Genomic DNA, 15,415 nt, shown 5'->3' on the forward strand with positions numbered 1-15,415 from the left:
TGGGGGGATGGGGAGATGGGGAGATGGGGAGATGGGGAGATGGTACATTCAATTGTCTTACCCCGACTCCCGACTCCCGACTCCCGTTCCCCTCCTGGGAGGGGTTAGGGGTGGGTTCCGACTCCCGACTCCCGACTCCCGACTCCCGACTCCCTATTCCCTACTGAGAGTAATCTTGGCATCCTATCCTAGGAAAACGCAAACGTTTTATTGTGATCAGAAAATTTCGATTACTAAACTTATGCTCTCAACTACTACCCATGCCCTAAAAGAATGGGCTGTTGCGGTTGATGCCTTAGAAGCGGGCAAAACGATTATGCTGTTACGCAAAGGCGGTATTCGTGAACAGGGCAACTGCTTTAGAGTGGCTCACCCCAAGGTTTTACTCTACCCTACTTATGAGCATCAAAAGCCTAATTTGCTTAAACCTGACTATGCTGAACAAGTGAAGCCTGTGCTCTCAGGTTGGCATCCGGAAACTGTTCGGATTGGTAGCTGGGCGTCTATTACTGATATTTTGTCAGTAACGGAGCAATCAACTGTTGCTGCTCTGCTACCCTATCATATTTGGAATGAACAATTTGCCAGTGAGCGCTTGAAGTGGAAGCCACGTCAAGCTTTATATGTACTGCTCTTGCGTACTTATCAGTTACCTGAACCTGTGATAACTCCCTACCACCAAGAGTACGGAGGCTGTCGTTCATGGATTGATTTAGTTGAACCGATTTCTTACCAGGGAGTTGTACCGGTTTGGAATGATCGGGAGTATATCGAACAAGTTAGAGAAATTCGCAGTGTGATCGAGGATTGATACTTTCTCCTCTGGCCGATCCGTTGGCTGTAGTTCGCATTTTCCTTTCTGCTGGCCAACAACCAACTCAGTGGCGAGGACGAGTTTATCCCACCAATAGTTGAAGTTACCTGAGGGGGAAACCATGGTAATTGCTTCCCCCATTCCCCCCAGTGCGCGCAGGGCCATAAGTGGATAACCTCGAGAACAGCTTAATAGGTCTGTCCTATTTCATAACCTTCTAGGTAAACTGGACTGTCGCTAGCTTCGGCTTGTCTTTCCAGACCGGCTAGGAGTCCTTGATTAAATAAAACGTATTCGATTGTGTTTGGGCTATAGCAATTGTATTGATAAACTAGGGTGGATACAGAGTAGGCTATATGATCAAAATTTCTAGACATAATGGGTTTGCCTCCAATAGATAGATTGATAGAGCTGCGGTTTTAGGGGTGATAAGATTGTAAGTTGCAGCTATGCTTACAGAGTAATACGGGGAATATATCCGAGACATTACCCACGTGGGTGATTTTATTGTGGCTAAGGAATTGGTAAGGTATAGCAGAAGTCAGAAGTCAGAAGTCAGCGCTCAGCAGTCAGCGCTCAGCAGTCAGCAGTCAGCCCTCAGCGCTCAGCAGTCAGCCGTTGGCCAATAGCGACTCAAGTAGCCTGCGCGTAGCGCATAAACTGATAGCTGATAACTGATAACTGATAGCTGATAGCTGATAGCTGATAGCTGATACGCGATGTTCCTTTGGAACCGCTTCGCGAACGCAAAAATCCAAAGGACGGGAACCAAAGGAGCTGAAGAAGTCTGGCTATTGATCATAATTGGCTCAATACTCTATAAAATTATCTCTGTGCCCTTTGTGCCAGAGTGATATGCCCACTAATTCCTCGACCTCCTTTTCCCCAGAAGAGATTGCTGCTGAAGGCTTAACCCCTTCTGAATATGAAGAAATTGTCCAGCGCCTAGGGCGTCATCCCAATAAAGCTGAACTGGGAATGTTCGGTGTGATGTGGTCGGAACATTGCTGCTACAAGAACTCCCGTCCTCTACTGAAGCAATTTCCCACAGAAGGAAAACGTATTCTAGTTGGTCCTGGAGAAAATGCTGGTGTTGTAGACTTGGGTGATGGGCTACAACTAGCCTTTAAAATTGAATCCCACAATCACCCCTCAGCGGTAGAACCGTTTCAAGGAGCTGCTACCGGAGTAGGGGGGATTTTACGGGATATTTTTACCATGGGAGCTCGCCCCATTGCGGTCTTGAACTCTCTGCGCTTTGGGACTTTGGATAATGCCAACACTAGACGATTGTTTAATGGGGTAGTAGCAGGAATCAGTCACTATGGCAATTGCGTGGGTGTCCCTACTGTAGGGGGTGAAGTTTACTTTGACCGGGCATACACTGGTAATCCCTTAGTCAATGTCATGGCTCTGGGACTGATGGAAACTCCGGAAATTGTTACCTCTGGAGCCTCTGGAGTTGGAAATCCTGTGCTCTATGTCGGGTCCACTACCGGTAGAGATGGGATGGGAGGGGCAAGTTTTGCTAGTGCGGAACTTACGGATCAATCCCTAGATGACCGTCCAGCGGTGCAAGTGGGGGACCCGTTCCTAGAAAAGTCTCTAATTGAAGCCTGTCTTGAGGCATTTCAAACCGGTGCAGTAGTAGCTGCTCAAGATATGGGAGCGGCTGGCATAACCTGTTCGACTTCAGAAATGGCAGCTAAAGGGGGCTTGGGTATTGAGTTCGATTTAGACCTGGTGCCAGCGCGAGAAACCGGTATGGTGCCTTATGAATACCTGCTGTCGGAATCCCAAGAACGAATGCTGTTTGTTGCTCACAAGGGTCGAGAACAGGAACTGATTGATATTTTCCACCGTTGGGGACTCCATGCTGTGGTAGCAGGTAAGGTAATCGAGGAACCTTTGGTCAGGATTTTGTTCCAAGGAGAGGTAGCAGCAGAAATCCCAGCTACTGCCCTAGCAGATAATACTCCAATTTATCAGCGGGAGCTATTGACAGAACCACCAGACTATGCATTGAAGGCTTGGGAATGGGATGGAGAATCCCTCCCTCCCTGTAATGTTAAAGGTATTGAGATTAACGGCAAGCATCACACTTGGAATGACATCCTAGGTCAACTCCTAGATACTCCAACTATTGCGTCGAAACGTTGGGTTTATCGCCAGTACGACCACCAAGTCCAGAACAATACCTTAATTTTGCCAGGAAACGCTGATGCTGCGGTGATTCGGTTACGCCCACAAGGGTTGAATGTTGAAAGGTTGAATGTTGAACAAGGGTTGAATGTTGAAGGGTTGAAGGTTGAACAAGAGTTGAAAGTTGAAAGGTTGAATGTTGTTCGCGAAGCGTGGCCGAAAGGCCAAGGTTCAACCGAAACTAACCTACCCTACGGGAACGCCAAAGGCGAACAACCTGCTAACCTTAAACCGGCTAACCTTAAACCGGCTAACCTTCAACCTGAAACTAACCTTCAACCTGAAACCAACCTTCAACCTGCTAACCTTCAACCTACTAACCTTCAACCTGTAACCTCTAATGCTGGTGTCGCCGCAACGGTGGATTGTAATTCCCGTTATGTTTATCTTGACCCCTATGAAGGGGCAAAGGCTGTGGTAGCAGAAGCAGCACGGAATCTGAGCTGTGTGGGTGCAGAACCTTTGGCAGTAACCGATAATCTGAATTTTGGTTCTCCTGAAAAGCCTGTGGGTTACTGGCAACTGGCCTCTGCTTGTGCAGGAATAGCAGAGGCTTGCCGGGAAATGGGCACTCCTGTGACTGGGGGGAATGTTTCCTTGTATAACGAAACCATTGATAGTGACGGCAATCCTCAGTCGATTTACCCGACGCCAGTGGTGGGGATGGTGGGATTAGTTGCTGATATTACTAAAACCTGTGGTCAAGGTTGGCAAGCTGAAGGGGATTTAATTTATTTATTAGGATTGGGGACTAAATACTGGGAAAATAGTCAATCCCAAATTAAATCCCAAATTACATTAGGCGCTTCGGAGTATCTGGCAACGATTCATGGTATGGTTGCGGGTAAGCCACCAGTAGTGGATTTTGATTTAGAGCGTCGTATCCAAACCGTAACGCGAGAGGGTATCGGTCAAGGTTGGGTAAATTCTGCTCATGACTGTGCTGAAGGAGGATTAGTGGTAGCTTTGGCTGAATCCTGCATCGCAGGTAAGTTGGGGGCAGAAATTACTCTAGGCTATAGCTCCGAGTCGCTAGACCTACGCTGGGATGAAGTGCTATTTGGTGAGGGGGGGAGTCGGATTCTGGTGTCTGTGAGTCCTCAACAGCAAACAAGTTGGGAATCTTATCTACAGCAACAGTTGGGGGATGAGGGATATTGGCAACAACTGGGTGTTGTTCAAGGGGAAAATGCTGGTTTACGAGTACTGGCGGGAAATGGTCAGTGTGTGATTGAGATGACAGTTCAGGAGATGTGTGATGTTTGGGAAAATGGGATTGAAAGGCGTTTGAGGGTTTAGGAGGGAATCGGGAATCGGGAATCGGGAATCGGGAAACAATCTTGTGTACCTTATTATTATGAGAACCGGTTCGCTATGTTTCTTTGGAACCGCTTTGCGAACGCGATCGCAATGTTTTTTAAACACGTTCAACAGGAATTGGCTGGATAGTTATTGGCCCAGAAGGGCTTTGATTCAGCATTCCTAAATGAATTGAGAGAATTTTGATCAAAAGTTCCCTATTCCCTACTCCCTGTTCCCTGTTCCCTGTTCCCTGTTCCCTTTGCTATAAGATAGTCAGACGTTTTGAGGAGGAAAGCACAATGCCCTATGTTACTAGTATAGAGCGCCTTGCTCGTAAAGAGGGGATAGAAGAAGGCATTCTCCAAAATAGTCGAGAGACTCTTTTGGAAGTTCTTCAGGTACGATTTGAGGATTTGCCAAGGGAGTTGGTTGATAAAATTAACCAGATTGAGTCGGTCTCTGTGTTAAAAACCTTGCATCGACAAGGAATTACTATTGCTTCTCTCAAAGAGTTTCAGGGTTGGCTTGACCAATTGCTGTCTGTTGAGGAGAACAGGAAGCTTCATTAGTGGTGTAAGCATTCAGCTGTCTGCTGAATGCTAGGGAGTCTTTATTTAGTATAATTAGATCAACGAATTTTTTGGTTATATTGGCCTAAATTATTATCCCCGATTCCCGATTCCCGATTCCCGATTCCCGATTCCCGATTCCCTTAATTTTATGGATAATGATATTGTTTTGTTTCTAGCTACTGTTGGTTTACTGATCCTGTATCTGGTATTTTCTGCCCTAACTGAGATGGGTACCAAGTTTCCTTGGAAGAAATAGTTAATGGGTTTTATCAAGTGGTATAGCGCTACGCTTAGCGTCAGAAGTCAGAAGTCAAAAGTCAGAAGTAAGCTATGAATAAGTTTCGTAATTTAGGAATGTCAAACACCTTAATGCGTAGTGCTATATAGTAAATAATCTGGGTATCCCTTTTTGTGTAAGAAGTTTAGGACTAAGGAAATAGCAAGAGGTCTACCCAGTTTTATTGAGTGCTACGTCTATTGGACAATAAAATTCTGGAATGTCTGAACGTCGAATTCGATCCATGGAAAATATCTCAGATTAATACCGTAAAAATTTAATAGGAACCCCAAAAGTAATTTCCCGGAGATTTTGGGTTATCACTGCGGAAAAATTCATCCATCAAGGTAAAAAGCTCTTCCTGAGAGATATGTCCATCACTATTCAAATCGAGTTTGCAAAAATTTTCCCTTGCCCAACTAGCATCAACACCATAGGCACTGACCAAATCTACATACTCTTGCTGACTAATTTCTCCATTGTCATCCTCATCAAGTAAAGCAAAAAAGACATCACATTGCAAATGAATAAGGGGTTCATAGGCATCTGAGTGAATCAGATTGTCGTAATACTTAAACCATTCCTCAAGGGTGATTTCTGCATCCCTGTTTTGATCAGCCAAACTCAAGTTATTCCAGATGGACACCAAGATAGAACGCAGATAGGCATATTGCCAAGAATTAGGTTTTAGCCCTCGTGAAATAGCCAGTTTATTCAAAATCAGATGAAAATCATCTTGGTTGAGAGTTCCACCTGAATCAGCATCGATATTGTTGAATAATGTTGTTAATTTTCTTTGTTGTAATGCGGTTAACATTTTCAAGTAACCTTGGATTAAAATTTATGGTTTTTCAGTTTAATATGAGTAGCTTATTAGTCTCAAAAAAATCCTTAAAAACGACTTATTTTACTGTAGTTTAACCTATAAATTGAAGGACTGAGCGCGCCCGGAGTTTTGACTTAGACGACACCTTGCTACTCTTACTTCCCATGATTTTATGGTCTAGAAAACTAAGGTTTCTCACTACACAGAGAATTATACTGGATACTTGACATTGATTACAAGTTAAAAGGTAAGGCATTTTGTCAATACCTCCAAGTAGAGAAATTAACCTTGAGCATTATTAACCTAAGCATAAGTTTATAGCTGAACGCGCATTAGCTTACATTCCTAAACTTCCTCGCTTGTTCTGTTCCCGCTCAATTGCTTCAAACAAAGCACGAAAATTCCCTTCTCCAAATCCCTTGGCCTGACAGCGGCGCTCAATGATTTCAAAAAAGAACGTAGGCTTCCCAAAAATGGGCTTGGTGAAGGTTTGAAGTAACAAAGCTTGGGGAAACTGTTGCTGCCAATCTACTAAAATTTCTCTGGTAGCAATTTCTTCCCATTCTGCTGTTGGTAAGGGTAAATTAGAGCCCCCTGGTCTTTGCCGCAACTGGCTGTAGTAGCTGGAAGGAACTTCAATAAACGGCAAACCTCGACCACGGAGTTGAGCGATCGCTTCTACTATATTGCTAGTTCTAAGAGCAATATGCTGGATTCCTGGTCCACCATTGAAATCTAGAAATTCCTGAATCTGGGAATTAGCAGACGTTGGTTCATTGATCGGCAACTGCACCTCACCAGTGGGATTAACCATGACCTGAGAGTATAAACCAGACTGTTGTGTCTTAATAGAAAATATTTGTTGTGGGCAAAATCCCAGCACTTGTTGATACCAATTTACTGCCCGTTCTAACTCACCAGCAGCTACATTAAGTACCACATGATCAATGGTGGTGAACATGGTCTGAAGATTGTTATTTCCCCGGTTTTCCTCTGTACTAAGGGAGGGTACCTTACCATCAGCAGTATTCGTGATCCAGTTCAACTGAGCCGGGAAAAAGGATTCCTCACAGATGCCATCCCGCTCAACTAGGGTATGAACCAGAGAACCCCAGGAGGTGATTCTACTCCACTTTAGCCGTCCCTGTCTTTGCAATTGCTCCTGAGGTAATTTTACCACTTGGTTTCCTTGAGCGATCGCATTCTCAATCACTGCTTCGAGGTCTTCTACAAGAAAAGCGATGTCAGCCACCCCAGGAGGATGTAGACGCAAAAACTCAGCAATAGGACTTGTTGATGTCAGAGGTGAAGAGATAAGAAACGTGATTGAGCCACTTTTTATAACTTCTGTGTAGGTATGGTAACTACTGCCACTGGCAACCCTTTGAAAGCCAAGAGTCTGGACTAACCAATCAGAAAAAACTGTAGCATCTTCAACATAGAAATGAACATGATCAATTTTCATGGGTGACATCTAGTTAAAGAGCTTATACTGTTTTTAATGTTGCTATTTTTAGAAAATTATACCAATTTGCAGTGGGGAAAAGAGGATTACAGATATTTTACATATCTGAGTGGGTAAGTCATGGCATTTTCAGCTGATCTGACTTTTATCACTCCCCACACCTCCCACACCTCCCACACCTCCCACACTCCCCTCTCTTTCCCGATTCCCGATTCCCGATTCTCGATTCCCGATTCCCCTGAGATAGCCGATTTGCTTTGCGTGACTCGCGTAGCGTGGCCATAGGCCAATCCCTAAAGCGCGGAAGCTTTGCGTGACTCGCATCTGCTGGTAATACCTCTAAGGCAGACATCTGCATTGTTCCAGCCAGATAGTTGAAACTTGAGACTTGAAACTTGAGACTTGAGACTTGAAAATCCTACCTTTGCGCATTCGCGAATTCTCTTGAATTCCCAATTCTTAATTCTTAATTCTTAATTCTTAATTCCCAATTCTTAATTCTTAATTCCCAATTCTTAATTCTTAATTCTTAATTCTTAATTCTTAATTCTTAATTCATTCATGGCTGGTGCGTTACGGCGCTCCTGACGTAAACTCTAAACTGTTGCTAGTTGATTACGCCGCGCCTAACGCACCCTACTGGCGTGGCACTGAAATCCTTGACAAGACAGAGGGGCGCAGACCGCGCCATCGACATCCTTCTGCTGACTGCTTACCTTAATTAATTTTGAAACAGCCATGGCTGGTGCGTTACGGCGCTTCTGGCGTAAACTCTAAACTGTTGCTAGTTTATTGAACACCGCGCCTAACGCACCCTACGGGATGATTTATTAAAAACTAGTCACTTAATGCAGTCTACCACTTATCAGCCTGGTCTAAAACATAAGCAGCTACATTTTCAATTTGGTCGGGTTTTAAACGACCACCAAAGCGAGGCATAGCTCCTTTGCCGTTTGTGACTTGTTTGATGATAGCTGCAGCAGAATACATCCCAAATTTCTCCAGGGCCTCCTTCTTCAGATTTTTCATGGGTATGACTCTGTTTACACCGCCCTGATGACAAGCATTGCAGTTAGCGTTAAATACCGCTTCTCCTTTAGCCGCATCACCAGCAGCTAAAGCGGAATCAGGGAAGCTGAAGGTTATTAACGCGAAAACTAGCAGAATCGCAATTAGTATTTTTTTCAAAGTGTTTCTCCTCTTAGTATGGCGTTAAGCCAGATATTATCGTAAGCTGAGAGGGGTGACTCGGTCAAACCCCAGGGTGTGAAAGTTATAACAATAATTAACAATTAAATTAACAATTAATAAGATGGGCAATCCCCACTCAGGGGAAACCAAAGAATCAATAAGGCAGCCTTAATATCAATATTATTGATATACCTATGCAATAGTGCTGATAATAAAGGCTGAATAGGGTCATAATATTTGCCCAATTTGAAGGTGATAACCTCTAAAATTTATTAGTAATAAATAGCATTAAAGGTAGGCTAATTTAGGCAAGTGCGATTGACCGTAGGTCACGCTACTTGAGGTGCAAGTATTCACCGGTCAGTGCTCAGCGGTCAGTGCTCAGCCGTCAGCGGTCAGTGCTCAGCCTTTAGCTGATAGCTGATAGCTGATAGCTGATAGCTGTTCGCATCAGCCTCTAAGCCTTGTGATGGAGCAATTTAAAATAAAACAGAGAAAGTCTTAGCATCTAACGACCAACCAACATCCATGAGTCAAACCGAACAAATCCTATCCCAGTTACCTGGTGATGTTCTCGGACGCCTGCGCAGTGCTGACAAAGTCTGGAAAGCCTTACGAGATGGTACAACTCCAATCCCAGAGGTGATTACAGAAACCGAAGAGGGATTAGGCACCCTAGACTTGGATGTAGTAATCTGTGGCGGTACCTTAGGAATTCTGATTGGTGCTGCTCTACAACAGCGAGGGTGGCGAGTTGCGGTAGTTGAACGGGGGGTTTTGCGCGGTAGAGACCAAGAGTGGAATATCTCTCGCCAAGAACTGGAAGTATTCCTGGAACTTGAGTTACTCTCAACGGCGGAATTAGAGAATGCGATCGCATCCGAGTATAACCCAGCTCGGATCAGTTTTTTCCAGGGTCCTGATTTCTTGGTAAAGGACGTACTCAACATTGGTGTTGACCCAGTCTTTCTGCTCGATACCCTCAAAGCCAAATTTTTAGCTGCGGGAGGTAAGCTCTTTGAAAAGACATCCTTTACACAAGCAACTATTCATCCCGATGGCGTCTCAATGGGGTTGAAGGTTAACCAGTTGGAGGTTACCCAAGTTAAAGCTCGCTTACTGATAGATGCCATGGGACATTTTTCGCCAATTGTTAAGCAAGTCAGGCAAGGTCAGAAACCAGAAGGAGTTTGTTTAGTGGTTGGTAGCTGTGCTCAAGGCTATCCTAAAAATGACATGGGGGATTTAATTGTATCCTTCACTCCTATCCAAAATCAATGTCAATATTTCTGGGAAGCATTTCCAGCTCGTGATGGTAGAACAACTTATTTATTTACCTACTTAGATGCTAATCCCGAACGTCCTAGTTTAGAATTTTTATGTGACGAATACTTTCGTCTGTTACCAGAATACCAGGGAGTAGACTTATCCCAACTTGACTTTAAACGAGTACTATTTGGCTTTTTTCCTTCCTATCAAAAAAGCCCCCTAAGAATGCCTTGGAATCGGATTTTACCCATAGGGGATAGCAGTGGTGGGCAATCACCAGTCAGTTTTGGTGGATTTGGTTCCATGGTCAGACATTTAAAGCGTCTAAGTAACGGTATTCATGAAGCCTTAGATTATGATTTGCTAGACCGCAATGCCTTAGCCCAACTACAACCCTATCAGCCTAATATTGGCGTAACTTGGATGTTTCAACGAACCATGAGTGTTGGCATCAAGCAACAATTAGCACCAAATCAAATTAATCAATTACTCACTGGTGTATTCCAAGCCATGGCAAACCTGGGAGATGATGTGCTTAAGCCCTTCCTCCAAGATGTCGTGAAGTTTTCAGGATTATCTAAAACCCTATTTGTGACATCATTAACTAAGCCCGGATTAGTGGTGCCAGTGATTCCTCAAGTAGGATTAACCATGCTATTGGATTGGATGGTTCATTATAGTAATTTAGCCCTTTACAGTAGTTTGTATCCAGCAGGTAAATTACTCAGTGGCATGTTGACTACTTTGCCACCGAAACCAAGATATTATTACCACCGTTGGCTGGAAGCATGGCGCTATGGGTCTGGGGGTGATTATTAATTTAGGCAATAGGCAATAGGCAATAGTTGGGTAGGGTGCGTTAGGGACGGGCTCGCCGTGATTGTCACGGTCGCCAGGGTTGGGATAGCCCGTCCCGTAACGCACCACCGGCTCAAACCCCTTGAACAAGATGCACCGAGCCAGTTGGGTAGGGTGCGTTAGGGACGGAAAGCCTCTGATTTTATCAGTAGCCAGTATTGGGACAGTCCGTCCCGTAACGCACCACCGGGTCAAACCCCTTGAATAAGATGCACCCAGCCGGGATTGATGATCGTGATCTTTTTGGCATCATGGAAGTAACTCCTATTTAGGTGGGAGGAAAACCGCGCTGATTTTGATTAAAGCTGTTACCAGCGCGGTTATTAGTATCGGTCTTTACCTTCTATAGTATAGATAACTACTGGAAAAAATGCAAGGGATAATTAAAAGTTTTTACATTTATTTACAAATATTAGTTTTAGCGATTTATGGACTCAATTATGTGTAATTTATTTTATTTTTTTGAGTTAGCTGTGTTAATGAGCAACACCTTAACCAAAATCCCCAATGCCCCTTTGTTTTTTTTGTGTAGGGTTAGATGTAAACCTAGGATATCTTTTTTGATTAGACAATAAAACTGAGAATCTCTTTCTCCTCTTGCCTGTTGCCTGTTGCCTGTTGCCTGTTGCCTGTTGCCTCTTGGCCTTTGGGAGTATGTTCACAACCCAGATACAACGCGCTTATTACTTCCAGCACTCTAATTTTAGATTCCTGACTTCATTCATTTTTCGATAATCTCTATCTTCTGAAACAATAATTAAATTATGTTGTATGGCTGTGCAAGCTATCCATAAATCGTTGATACGTACTCCGGCATCCTCTATTTATTCCCTAACTCGGTTGACATAGTCCAAACACTCTTGAAAATCATCTCCAGCCCAAGTTGGTGAAGTTTTTAGCCAATCTAAGAGGTTTGTGACTGGATACTTTTGATGAGATAGTTGATAATTGTCAATCTGCCACAAAATTACCCTTGCCGTATTTCTGATATCCATAAGATAGTTTTTGGCTGCGTCTGGAAGCTCATTTTGTTCAGATGCCAAGGCAGAAGCTTGCAAAATTGCCATTAATCTACGTTTAATACGTTCTAGATAGTCCTTGGAGAAGTCAAAGATATGTTTTTCCAAAACTGTTGATAATCTAGATAGTCCTGTGTAAAGACTACTAAATTTATTAACAGTATCGATTTTAAGTGCTCGTTCAAAAGCCTGCTGTGCTTGATCTAATTTACCCTGTTGTTGGAGCACTTCTCCTAAATGGTTCAATCCCATCGCAAGTAATGATTGATTATTGAGGGCTTCAGCGATCGCAATTTCTCGTTCAAAAGCCTGCTGTGCTTGATCTAATTTACCCTGTTGTTGGAGTAATCGTCCTAAACGATTCCACCCCATAGCAAGTAATGATTGATTATTGAGGGTTTGGGCAGTCGCGATTTGACCATTTAGTTCAAATTCATCTCCCAGAGCTGCTATTAAAGGCTGACCCTTGTGTTCTGATCCAATTCGACCCAAATCCTCTACAAAATTCATTCTTTCGATAATTTGCTTGAATTCAGCATAAAATCCTTCTTGATTAGATTGCTCCAGATTCCTCAATTTTGCCTCGCTTATTGCTAAATATTCGATAATCAAGTGCTCGTTATTTAGAACTAATTTAGTTAATTCTTCTTCTGGTAAGATTAGCATTAGTTAAACTACTTTTAATGATATAATATAAGTTGAGTATAGCATGTAAGCATATGCGTAGCACATAAGCTGATAGCTGATAGCTGATAGCTGATAGCTGATAGCTGAATGCTTACTATAGCATTTACCTACTCCCTACTCCCGATTCCCTACTCCCTGCTCCCTGCTCCCTTTGCTAAAGTTATATAATAAAACTATCAATCATCTCCTTCAACTATGGAACCATTAGCCGCTGCCGTTGTCGCTATTTCTACTGTGCTCGCCACTAAAGCCCTAGAAAAAACTGGGGAAAATGTCGGGCAAGTTGTCTGGGACCAGACTAACCAGTTTGTGGAATCCCTGAGAAACCAGTCTCCAGATACAGTAATGGCTATCGAGCAAGCTCCAGAGCAACCACTTGATTATGCTGAAGTGGTATTGGAAGTAGAAGCAGCAGCCAAGCAAAATCCCGAAGTTGCCCAAGCCATCGAGGGTTTGGTGACTACTGTTGATGCTGAAGCTTTGCCTAACTTAGAGGAAATTCTTGAAAAGATTACCAAAGCCTTGGAATCCCACCAGGCTACTAGTGAGACTTACAACATTGAAAACGTGAAAAACTTTGCCAAAAGGAATATTCTTAATCAAGAGAATACTAATTTTGGAGAGAAACAAACTAATATTGGAAATATTGGAGAAAAGCAAACTATTCAAGGGGACCAACATAATACATTTTGACTGCAGTCGCCTGGGAGGCAGGTTAACCAAACTCGACCAAATCAAGCACCCCCAGTACCTCCGTATTATGTTGAACGCCCGGAAGTCAGCCAACGACTAAAACAAATTCTGTTATCCCAAGAAACCGCTAGAGCTGGCACTTTAGTGGTTAGTGCGATCTATGGCTTAGGAGGAATTGGGAAATCCACCTTAGCTGCGGCCTTAGCCTATGATCCAGAGGTTCAATCCCATTTTCCCGATGGGATTTTTTGGGCAACCTTAGGTCAGCAACCAGATATTTTATCCTTTCTAAGTACGTGGATACAGGCATTAAGAGATTATGACTTCAAACCGATTAATATTGATAGCGCTTCTTTACAATTAAGAACGTTATTGTCTGATAAAAAAGCGTTGCTAGTCGTGGATGATGTTTGGCATCCTGACCATGTTGAACCCTTTCGAGTAGCAGGGAGTGGCTGTCGGGTTTTAGTGACCACAAGAGAAGCCCCGATTAAAGGCGATCGCTATGATTTGGACGTGATGACTCTAAATCAATCCTTGGAGTTATTAACCGGTTGTTTCAACAATGAGTTAACTAATCAAGAACTCGACTATGCTAAAACCTTAGCCAAAACTGTGGGCTACTTACCCCTAGCATTAGAATTAGCTGCTGCCCAAGTTAGGGATGGATTCTCTTGGGAAGAGTTACTGGATGAGTTACAAGCTGAAATTGCTGACTTAGAAGCCTTGGATCGATTGGAAGCAGAGGAAGAGCCAAGTGACGCGAAGCGCAAAAACTACAGTCTAGTGGCTTCCTTTAATCTCAGTTTAAAGCGATTATCTGCCGAGAGATTGCAAAAATTTGCTTGGTTAGGGGTACTGCCGGAGGATGTCACCATTACTGAAACCATGGCGACAACGTTATGGAACTGTACTTCAGTTAAAGCTAAAAAGACGTTAATCTACTTACGAAATAAAGCGTTATTACTACCTGGTGTCTCTAGTACCCAAAAAACTAACTATCGCCTCCATGACCTATTACATGATTTAGCCCGTAATCTGCTGCAACCAGAGCTAGGATTATCAATCCCCGAAGCCCATCAGCAATTATTAGAACGTTATCAAACTAAGACCGAAAACGGATTATGGCATACCTTACCCGATGATGATTATATCTATAGCCACTTAACCTGGCACCTAGAGAAAGCTGAAAAGATAGATGAAATTCATCAACTCCTGAAAGAAGAAACTCCAGCAGGAGATAACGGTTGGTATTGGCAGTGTGATAGACAGGGAAACACTGCTAATTTTATCAAGGATGTATCGAGAGCTTGGGCAATAGCAGCAGATAATTTTAGAGAAAATCCCACAGAATCGATTAGTTTACAGTGCCGGTATGCTCTGATTACGACATCCCTCAACAGTTTAGCTGGAAAAATTTTTCCAGAGTTAATGGCAGCATTACTGGAGAAAGAAATGTGGAGGCCAGCCCAGGCACTAGCTTATGTGCGACAGATTAAAGATTATGAACGTCAAGCAGAGGGTTTGGAGGCAATTAGTGAGTATCTTACCCCTTCTTTATTACCGGAAGCCTTAGATTGCGCCAGAGGGATTTCCGATGAATACCACCGAGCATTAGCCTTAGTGGCCTTAGCTCCCCACTTACCCGAAGTGTTACCGGAAGCCTTAGATTGCACCAGAGGCATTTCGGATCAATTCTTGCGAGCCGATGCTTTAGTCGCCTTAGCCCCCCACTTACCTAAAGGGTTGTTAGACCAAGCCTTAGATTGCGCCAGAGGGATTTCTGATGAATCAGACCGAGCCGATGCTTTAGTCGCCTTAGCCCCCCACTTATCCGATGTGTTGTTAGCTCAAGCCTTAGATTGCGCCAGAGAGATTTCCGATGAAAGATACCGAGCCCATGCCTTAGTCGCCTTAGCCCCCCACTTACCCGAAGTGTTACCAGAAGCCTTAGATTGCGCCAGAGAGATTTCCGATGAATACTCCCGAGCCAGAGCCTTAGGAGCCTTAGGAGCCTTAGCCCCCCACTTATCCGATGTGTTGTTAGCTCAAGCCTTAGATTGCGCCAGAGGGATTAAGTCTGAATACCACCGAGCCAGAGCCTTAACAGCCTTAGCCCCCCACTTATCCGATGTGTTGTTAGCTCAAGCCTTAGATTGCGTCAGAGGGATTTCCGATGAATACTACCGAGCCAGAGCCTTAACAGCCTTAGCCCCCCACTTATCCGATGTGTTGTTAGC

At 43.7% G+C, this 15,415-nt stretch carries 14 protein-coding genes; 7 read left to right on the forward strand and 7 right to left on the reverse strand.

The genetic code is table 11. The annotated features are described in order from the left end of the window. The first annotated feature begins 241 nt into the window (after nucleotides 1-241). Nucleotides 242-811 (forward strand): DUF1802 family protein, encoded by a 570-nt coding sequence (locus BJP37_RS20280; protein WP_075901462.1) that lies wholly within the window; start codon nucleotides 242-244, stop codon nucleotides 809-811. A 191-nt stretch (nucleotides 812-1,002) separates the two neighbouring features. Here the strand turns inward: BJP37_RS20280 and BJP37_RS20285 are convergent, their stop codons facing one another. Further along, nucleotides 1,003-1,191 carry a hypothetical protein gene (locus tag BJP37_RS20285; protein WP_075901464.1) on the reverse strand — a complete coding sequence of 63 codons (189 nt, stop codon included), beginning with the start codon at nucleotides 1,189-1,191 and terminating at the stop codon, nucleotides 1,003-1,005. 478 nt (nucleotides 1,192-1,669) lie between these two features. On the opposite strand from BJP37_RS20285, the gene purL reads away from it, so the two are divergent. Beyond that, nucleotides 1,670-4,315: a phosphoribosylformylglycinamidine synthase subunit PurL gene (gene purL / locus BJP37_RS42740; RefSeq protein ID WP_229415384.1), complete on the forward strand. Its 2,646-nt coding sequence runs from the start codon at nucleotides 1,670-1,672 to the stop codon at nucleotides 4,313-4,315. Between the two features lie 203 nt (nucleotides 4,316-4,518). Further along, nucleotides 4,519-4,887: an RpnC/YadD family protein gene (locus BJP37_RS20300; RefSeq protein WP_229415385.1), complete on the forward strand. Its 369-nt coding sequence runs from the start codon at nucleotides 4,519-4,521 to the stop codon at nucleotides 4,885-4,887. A gap of 557 nt (nucleotides 4,888-5,444) precedes the next feature. Here the strand turns inward: BJP37_RS20300 and BJP37_RS20305 are convergent. Both BJP37_RS20305 and hppD read right to left on the reverse strand, forming a co-directional pair. Beyond that, nucleotides 5,445-5,984, reverse strand: a complete 540-nt coding sequence (locus tag BJP37_RS20305) for an EF-hand domain-containing protein (RefSeq protein ID WP_075901466.1) — start codon at nucleotides 5,982-5,984, stop codon at nucleotides 5,445-5,447. Between the two features lie 346 nt (nucleotides 5,985-6,330). Then, complete coding sequence (gene hppD, locus BJP37_RS20310) at nucleotides 6,331-7,458, reverse strand: 4-hydroxyphenylpyruvate dioxygenase (RefSeq protein ID WP_075901468.1); 1,128 nt, start codon at nucleotides 7,456-7,458, stop codon at nucleotides 6,331-6,333. 120 nt (nucleotides 7,459-7,578) lie between these two features. On the opposite strand from hppD, the gene BJP37_RS41365 reads away from it, so the two are divergent. Then, nucleotides 7,579-7,743: a hypothetical protein gene (locus BJP37_RS41365; RefSeq protein WP_198954126.1), complete on the forward strand. Its 165-nt coding sequence runs from the start codon at nucleotides 7,579-7,581 to the stop codon at nucleotides 7,741-7,743. A gap of 570 nt (nucleotides 7,744-8,313) precedes the next feature. Here the strand turns inward: BJP37_RS41365 and petJ are convergent. After that, complete coding sequence (gene petJ, locus BJP37_RS20320) at nucleotides 8,314-8,646, reverse strand: cytochrome c6 PetJ (protein ID WP_075901472.1); 333 nt, start codon at nucleotides 8,644-8,646, stop codon at nucleotides 8,314-8,316. Between the two features lie 531 nt (nucleotides 8,647-9,177). On the opposite strand from petJ, the gene BJP37_RS20325 reads away from it, so the two are divergent. Continuing rightward, nucleotides 9,178-10,737 carry an FAD-dependent monooxygenase family protein gene (locus tag BJP37_RS20325; protein ID WP_075901474.1) on the forward strand — a complete coding sequence of 520 codons (1,560 nt, stop codon included), beginning with the start codon at nucleotides 9,178-9,180 and terminating at the stop codon, nucleotides 10,735-10,737. Nucleotides 10,738-11,340: 603 nt separating this feature from the next. Here BJP37_RS20325 and BJP37_RS43740 read toward each other — a convergent pair. From BJP37_RS43740 to BJP37_RS20335, 3 genes are read right to left on the reverse strand one after another with little or no spacing between them, the layout of a single operon-like run. Beyond that, the gene (locus tag BJP37_RS43740) at nucleotides 11,341-11,472 is read right to left on the reverse strand and encodes a hypothetical protein (RefSeq protein ID WP_269087035.1); all 132 of its coding nucleotides are present in this window, start codon (nucleotides 11,470-11,472) and stop codon (nucleotides 11,341-11,343) included. Next, the gene (locus tag BJP37_RS44675; RefSeq protein ID WP_293047920.1) at nucleotides 11,460-11,600 is read right to left on the reverse strand and encodes a PIN domain-containing protein; all 141 of its coding nucleotides are present in this window, start codon (nucleotides 11,598-11,600) and stop codon (nucleotides 11,460-11,462) included. Before BJP37_RS44675 ends, BJP37_RS43740 begins: the two co-directional genes overlap by 13 nt. Further along, a complete protein-coding gene (locus BJP37_RS20335; RefSeq protein ID WP_075901476.1) occupies nucleotides 11,601-12,461 on the reverse strand; it encodes a tetratricopeptide repeat protein in 861 nt (286 codons plus the stop codon). 216 nt (nucleotides 12,462-12,677) lie between these two features. On the opposite strand from BJP37_RS20335, the gene BJP37_RS20340 reads away from it, so the two are divergent. Further along, a complete protein-coding gene (locus tag BJP37_RS20340; protein ID WP_075901490.1) occupies nucleotides 12,678-13,175 on the forward strand; it encodes a hypothetical protein in 498 nt (165 codons plus the stop codon). A gap of 144 nt (nucleotides 13,176-13,319) precedes the next feature. After that, nucleotides 13,320-15,415, forward strand: a 2,096-nt coding sequence (locus BJP37_RS20345) for an NB-ARC domain-containing protein (protein ID WP_237048875.1), incomplete at its 3' end; no start/stop codon positions are given.

The organism is Moorena bouillonii PNG, assembly GCF_001942495.1.
GTDB lineage: Bacteria > Cyanobacteriota > Cyanobacteriia > Cyanobacteriales > Coleofasciculaceae > Moorena > Moorena bouillonii.

Bases quoted from the DNA above. Each gene is read 5' to 3' on its own strand.
- BJP37_RS20280 (WP_075901462.1), top strand. From the start codon at position 242: ATGCTCTCAACTACTACCCATGCCCTAAAAGAATGGGCTGTTGCGGTT.
- BJP37_RS20285 (WP_075901464.1), bottom strand. From the start codon at position 1,191: ATGTCTAGAAATTTTGATCATATAGCCTACTCTGTATCCACCCTAGTT.
- purL (WP_229415384.1), top strand. From the start codon at position 1,670: ATGCCCACTAATTCCTCGACCTCCTTTTCCCCAGAAGAGATTGCTGCT.
- BJP37_RS20305 (WP_075901466.1), bottom strand. From the start codon at position 5,984: ATGTTAACCGCATTACAACAAAGAAAATTAACAACATTATTCAACAAT.
- hppD (WP_075901468.1), bottom strand. From the start codon at position 7,458: ATGAAAATTGATCATGTTCATTTCTATGTTGAAGATGCTACAGTTTTT.
- BJP37_RS41365 (WP_198954126.1), top strand. From the start codon at position 7,579: ATGGCATTTTCAGCTGATCTGACTTTTATCACTCCCCACACCTCCCAC.
- BJP37_RS20325 (WP_075901474.1), top strand. From the start codon at position 9,178: ATGAGTCAAACCGAACAAATCCTATCCCAGTTACCTGGTGATGTTCTC.
- BJP37_RS20335 (WP_075901476.1), bottom strand. From the start codon at position 12,461: ATGCTAATCTTACCAGAAGAAGAATTAACTAAATTAGTTCTAAATAAC.
- BJP37_RS20340 (WP_075901490.1), top strand. From the start codon at position 12,678: ATGGAACCATTAGCCGCTGCCGTTGTCGCTATTTCTACTGTGCTCGCC.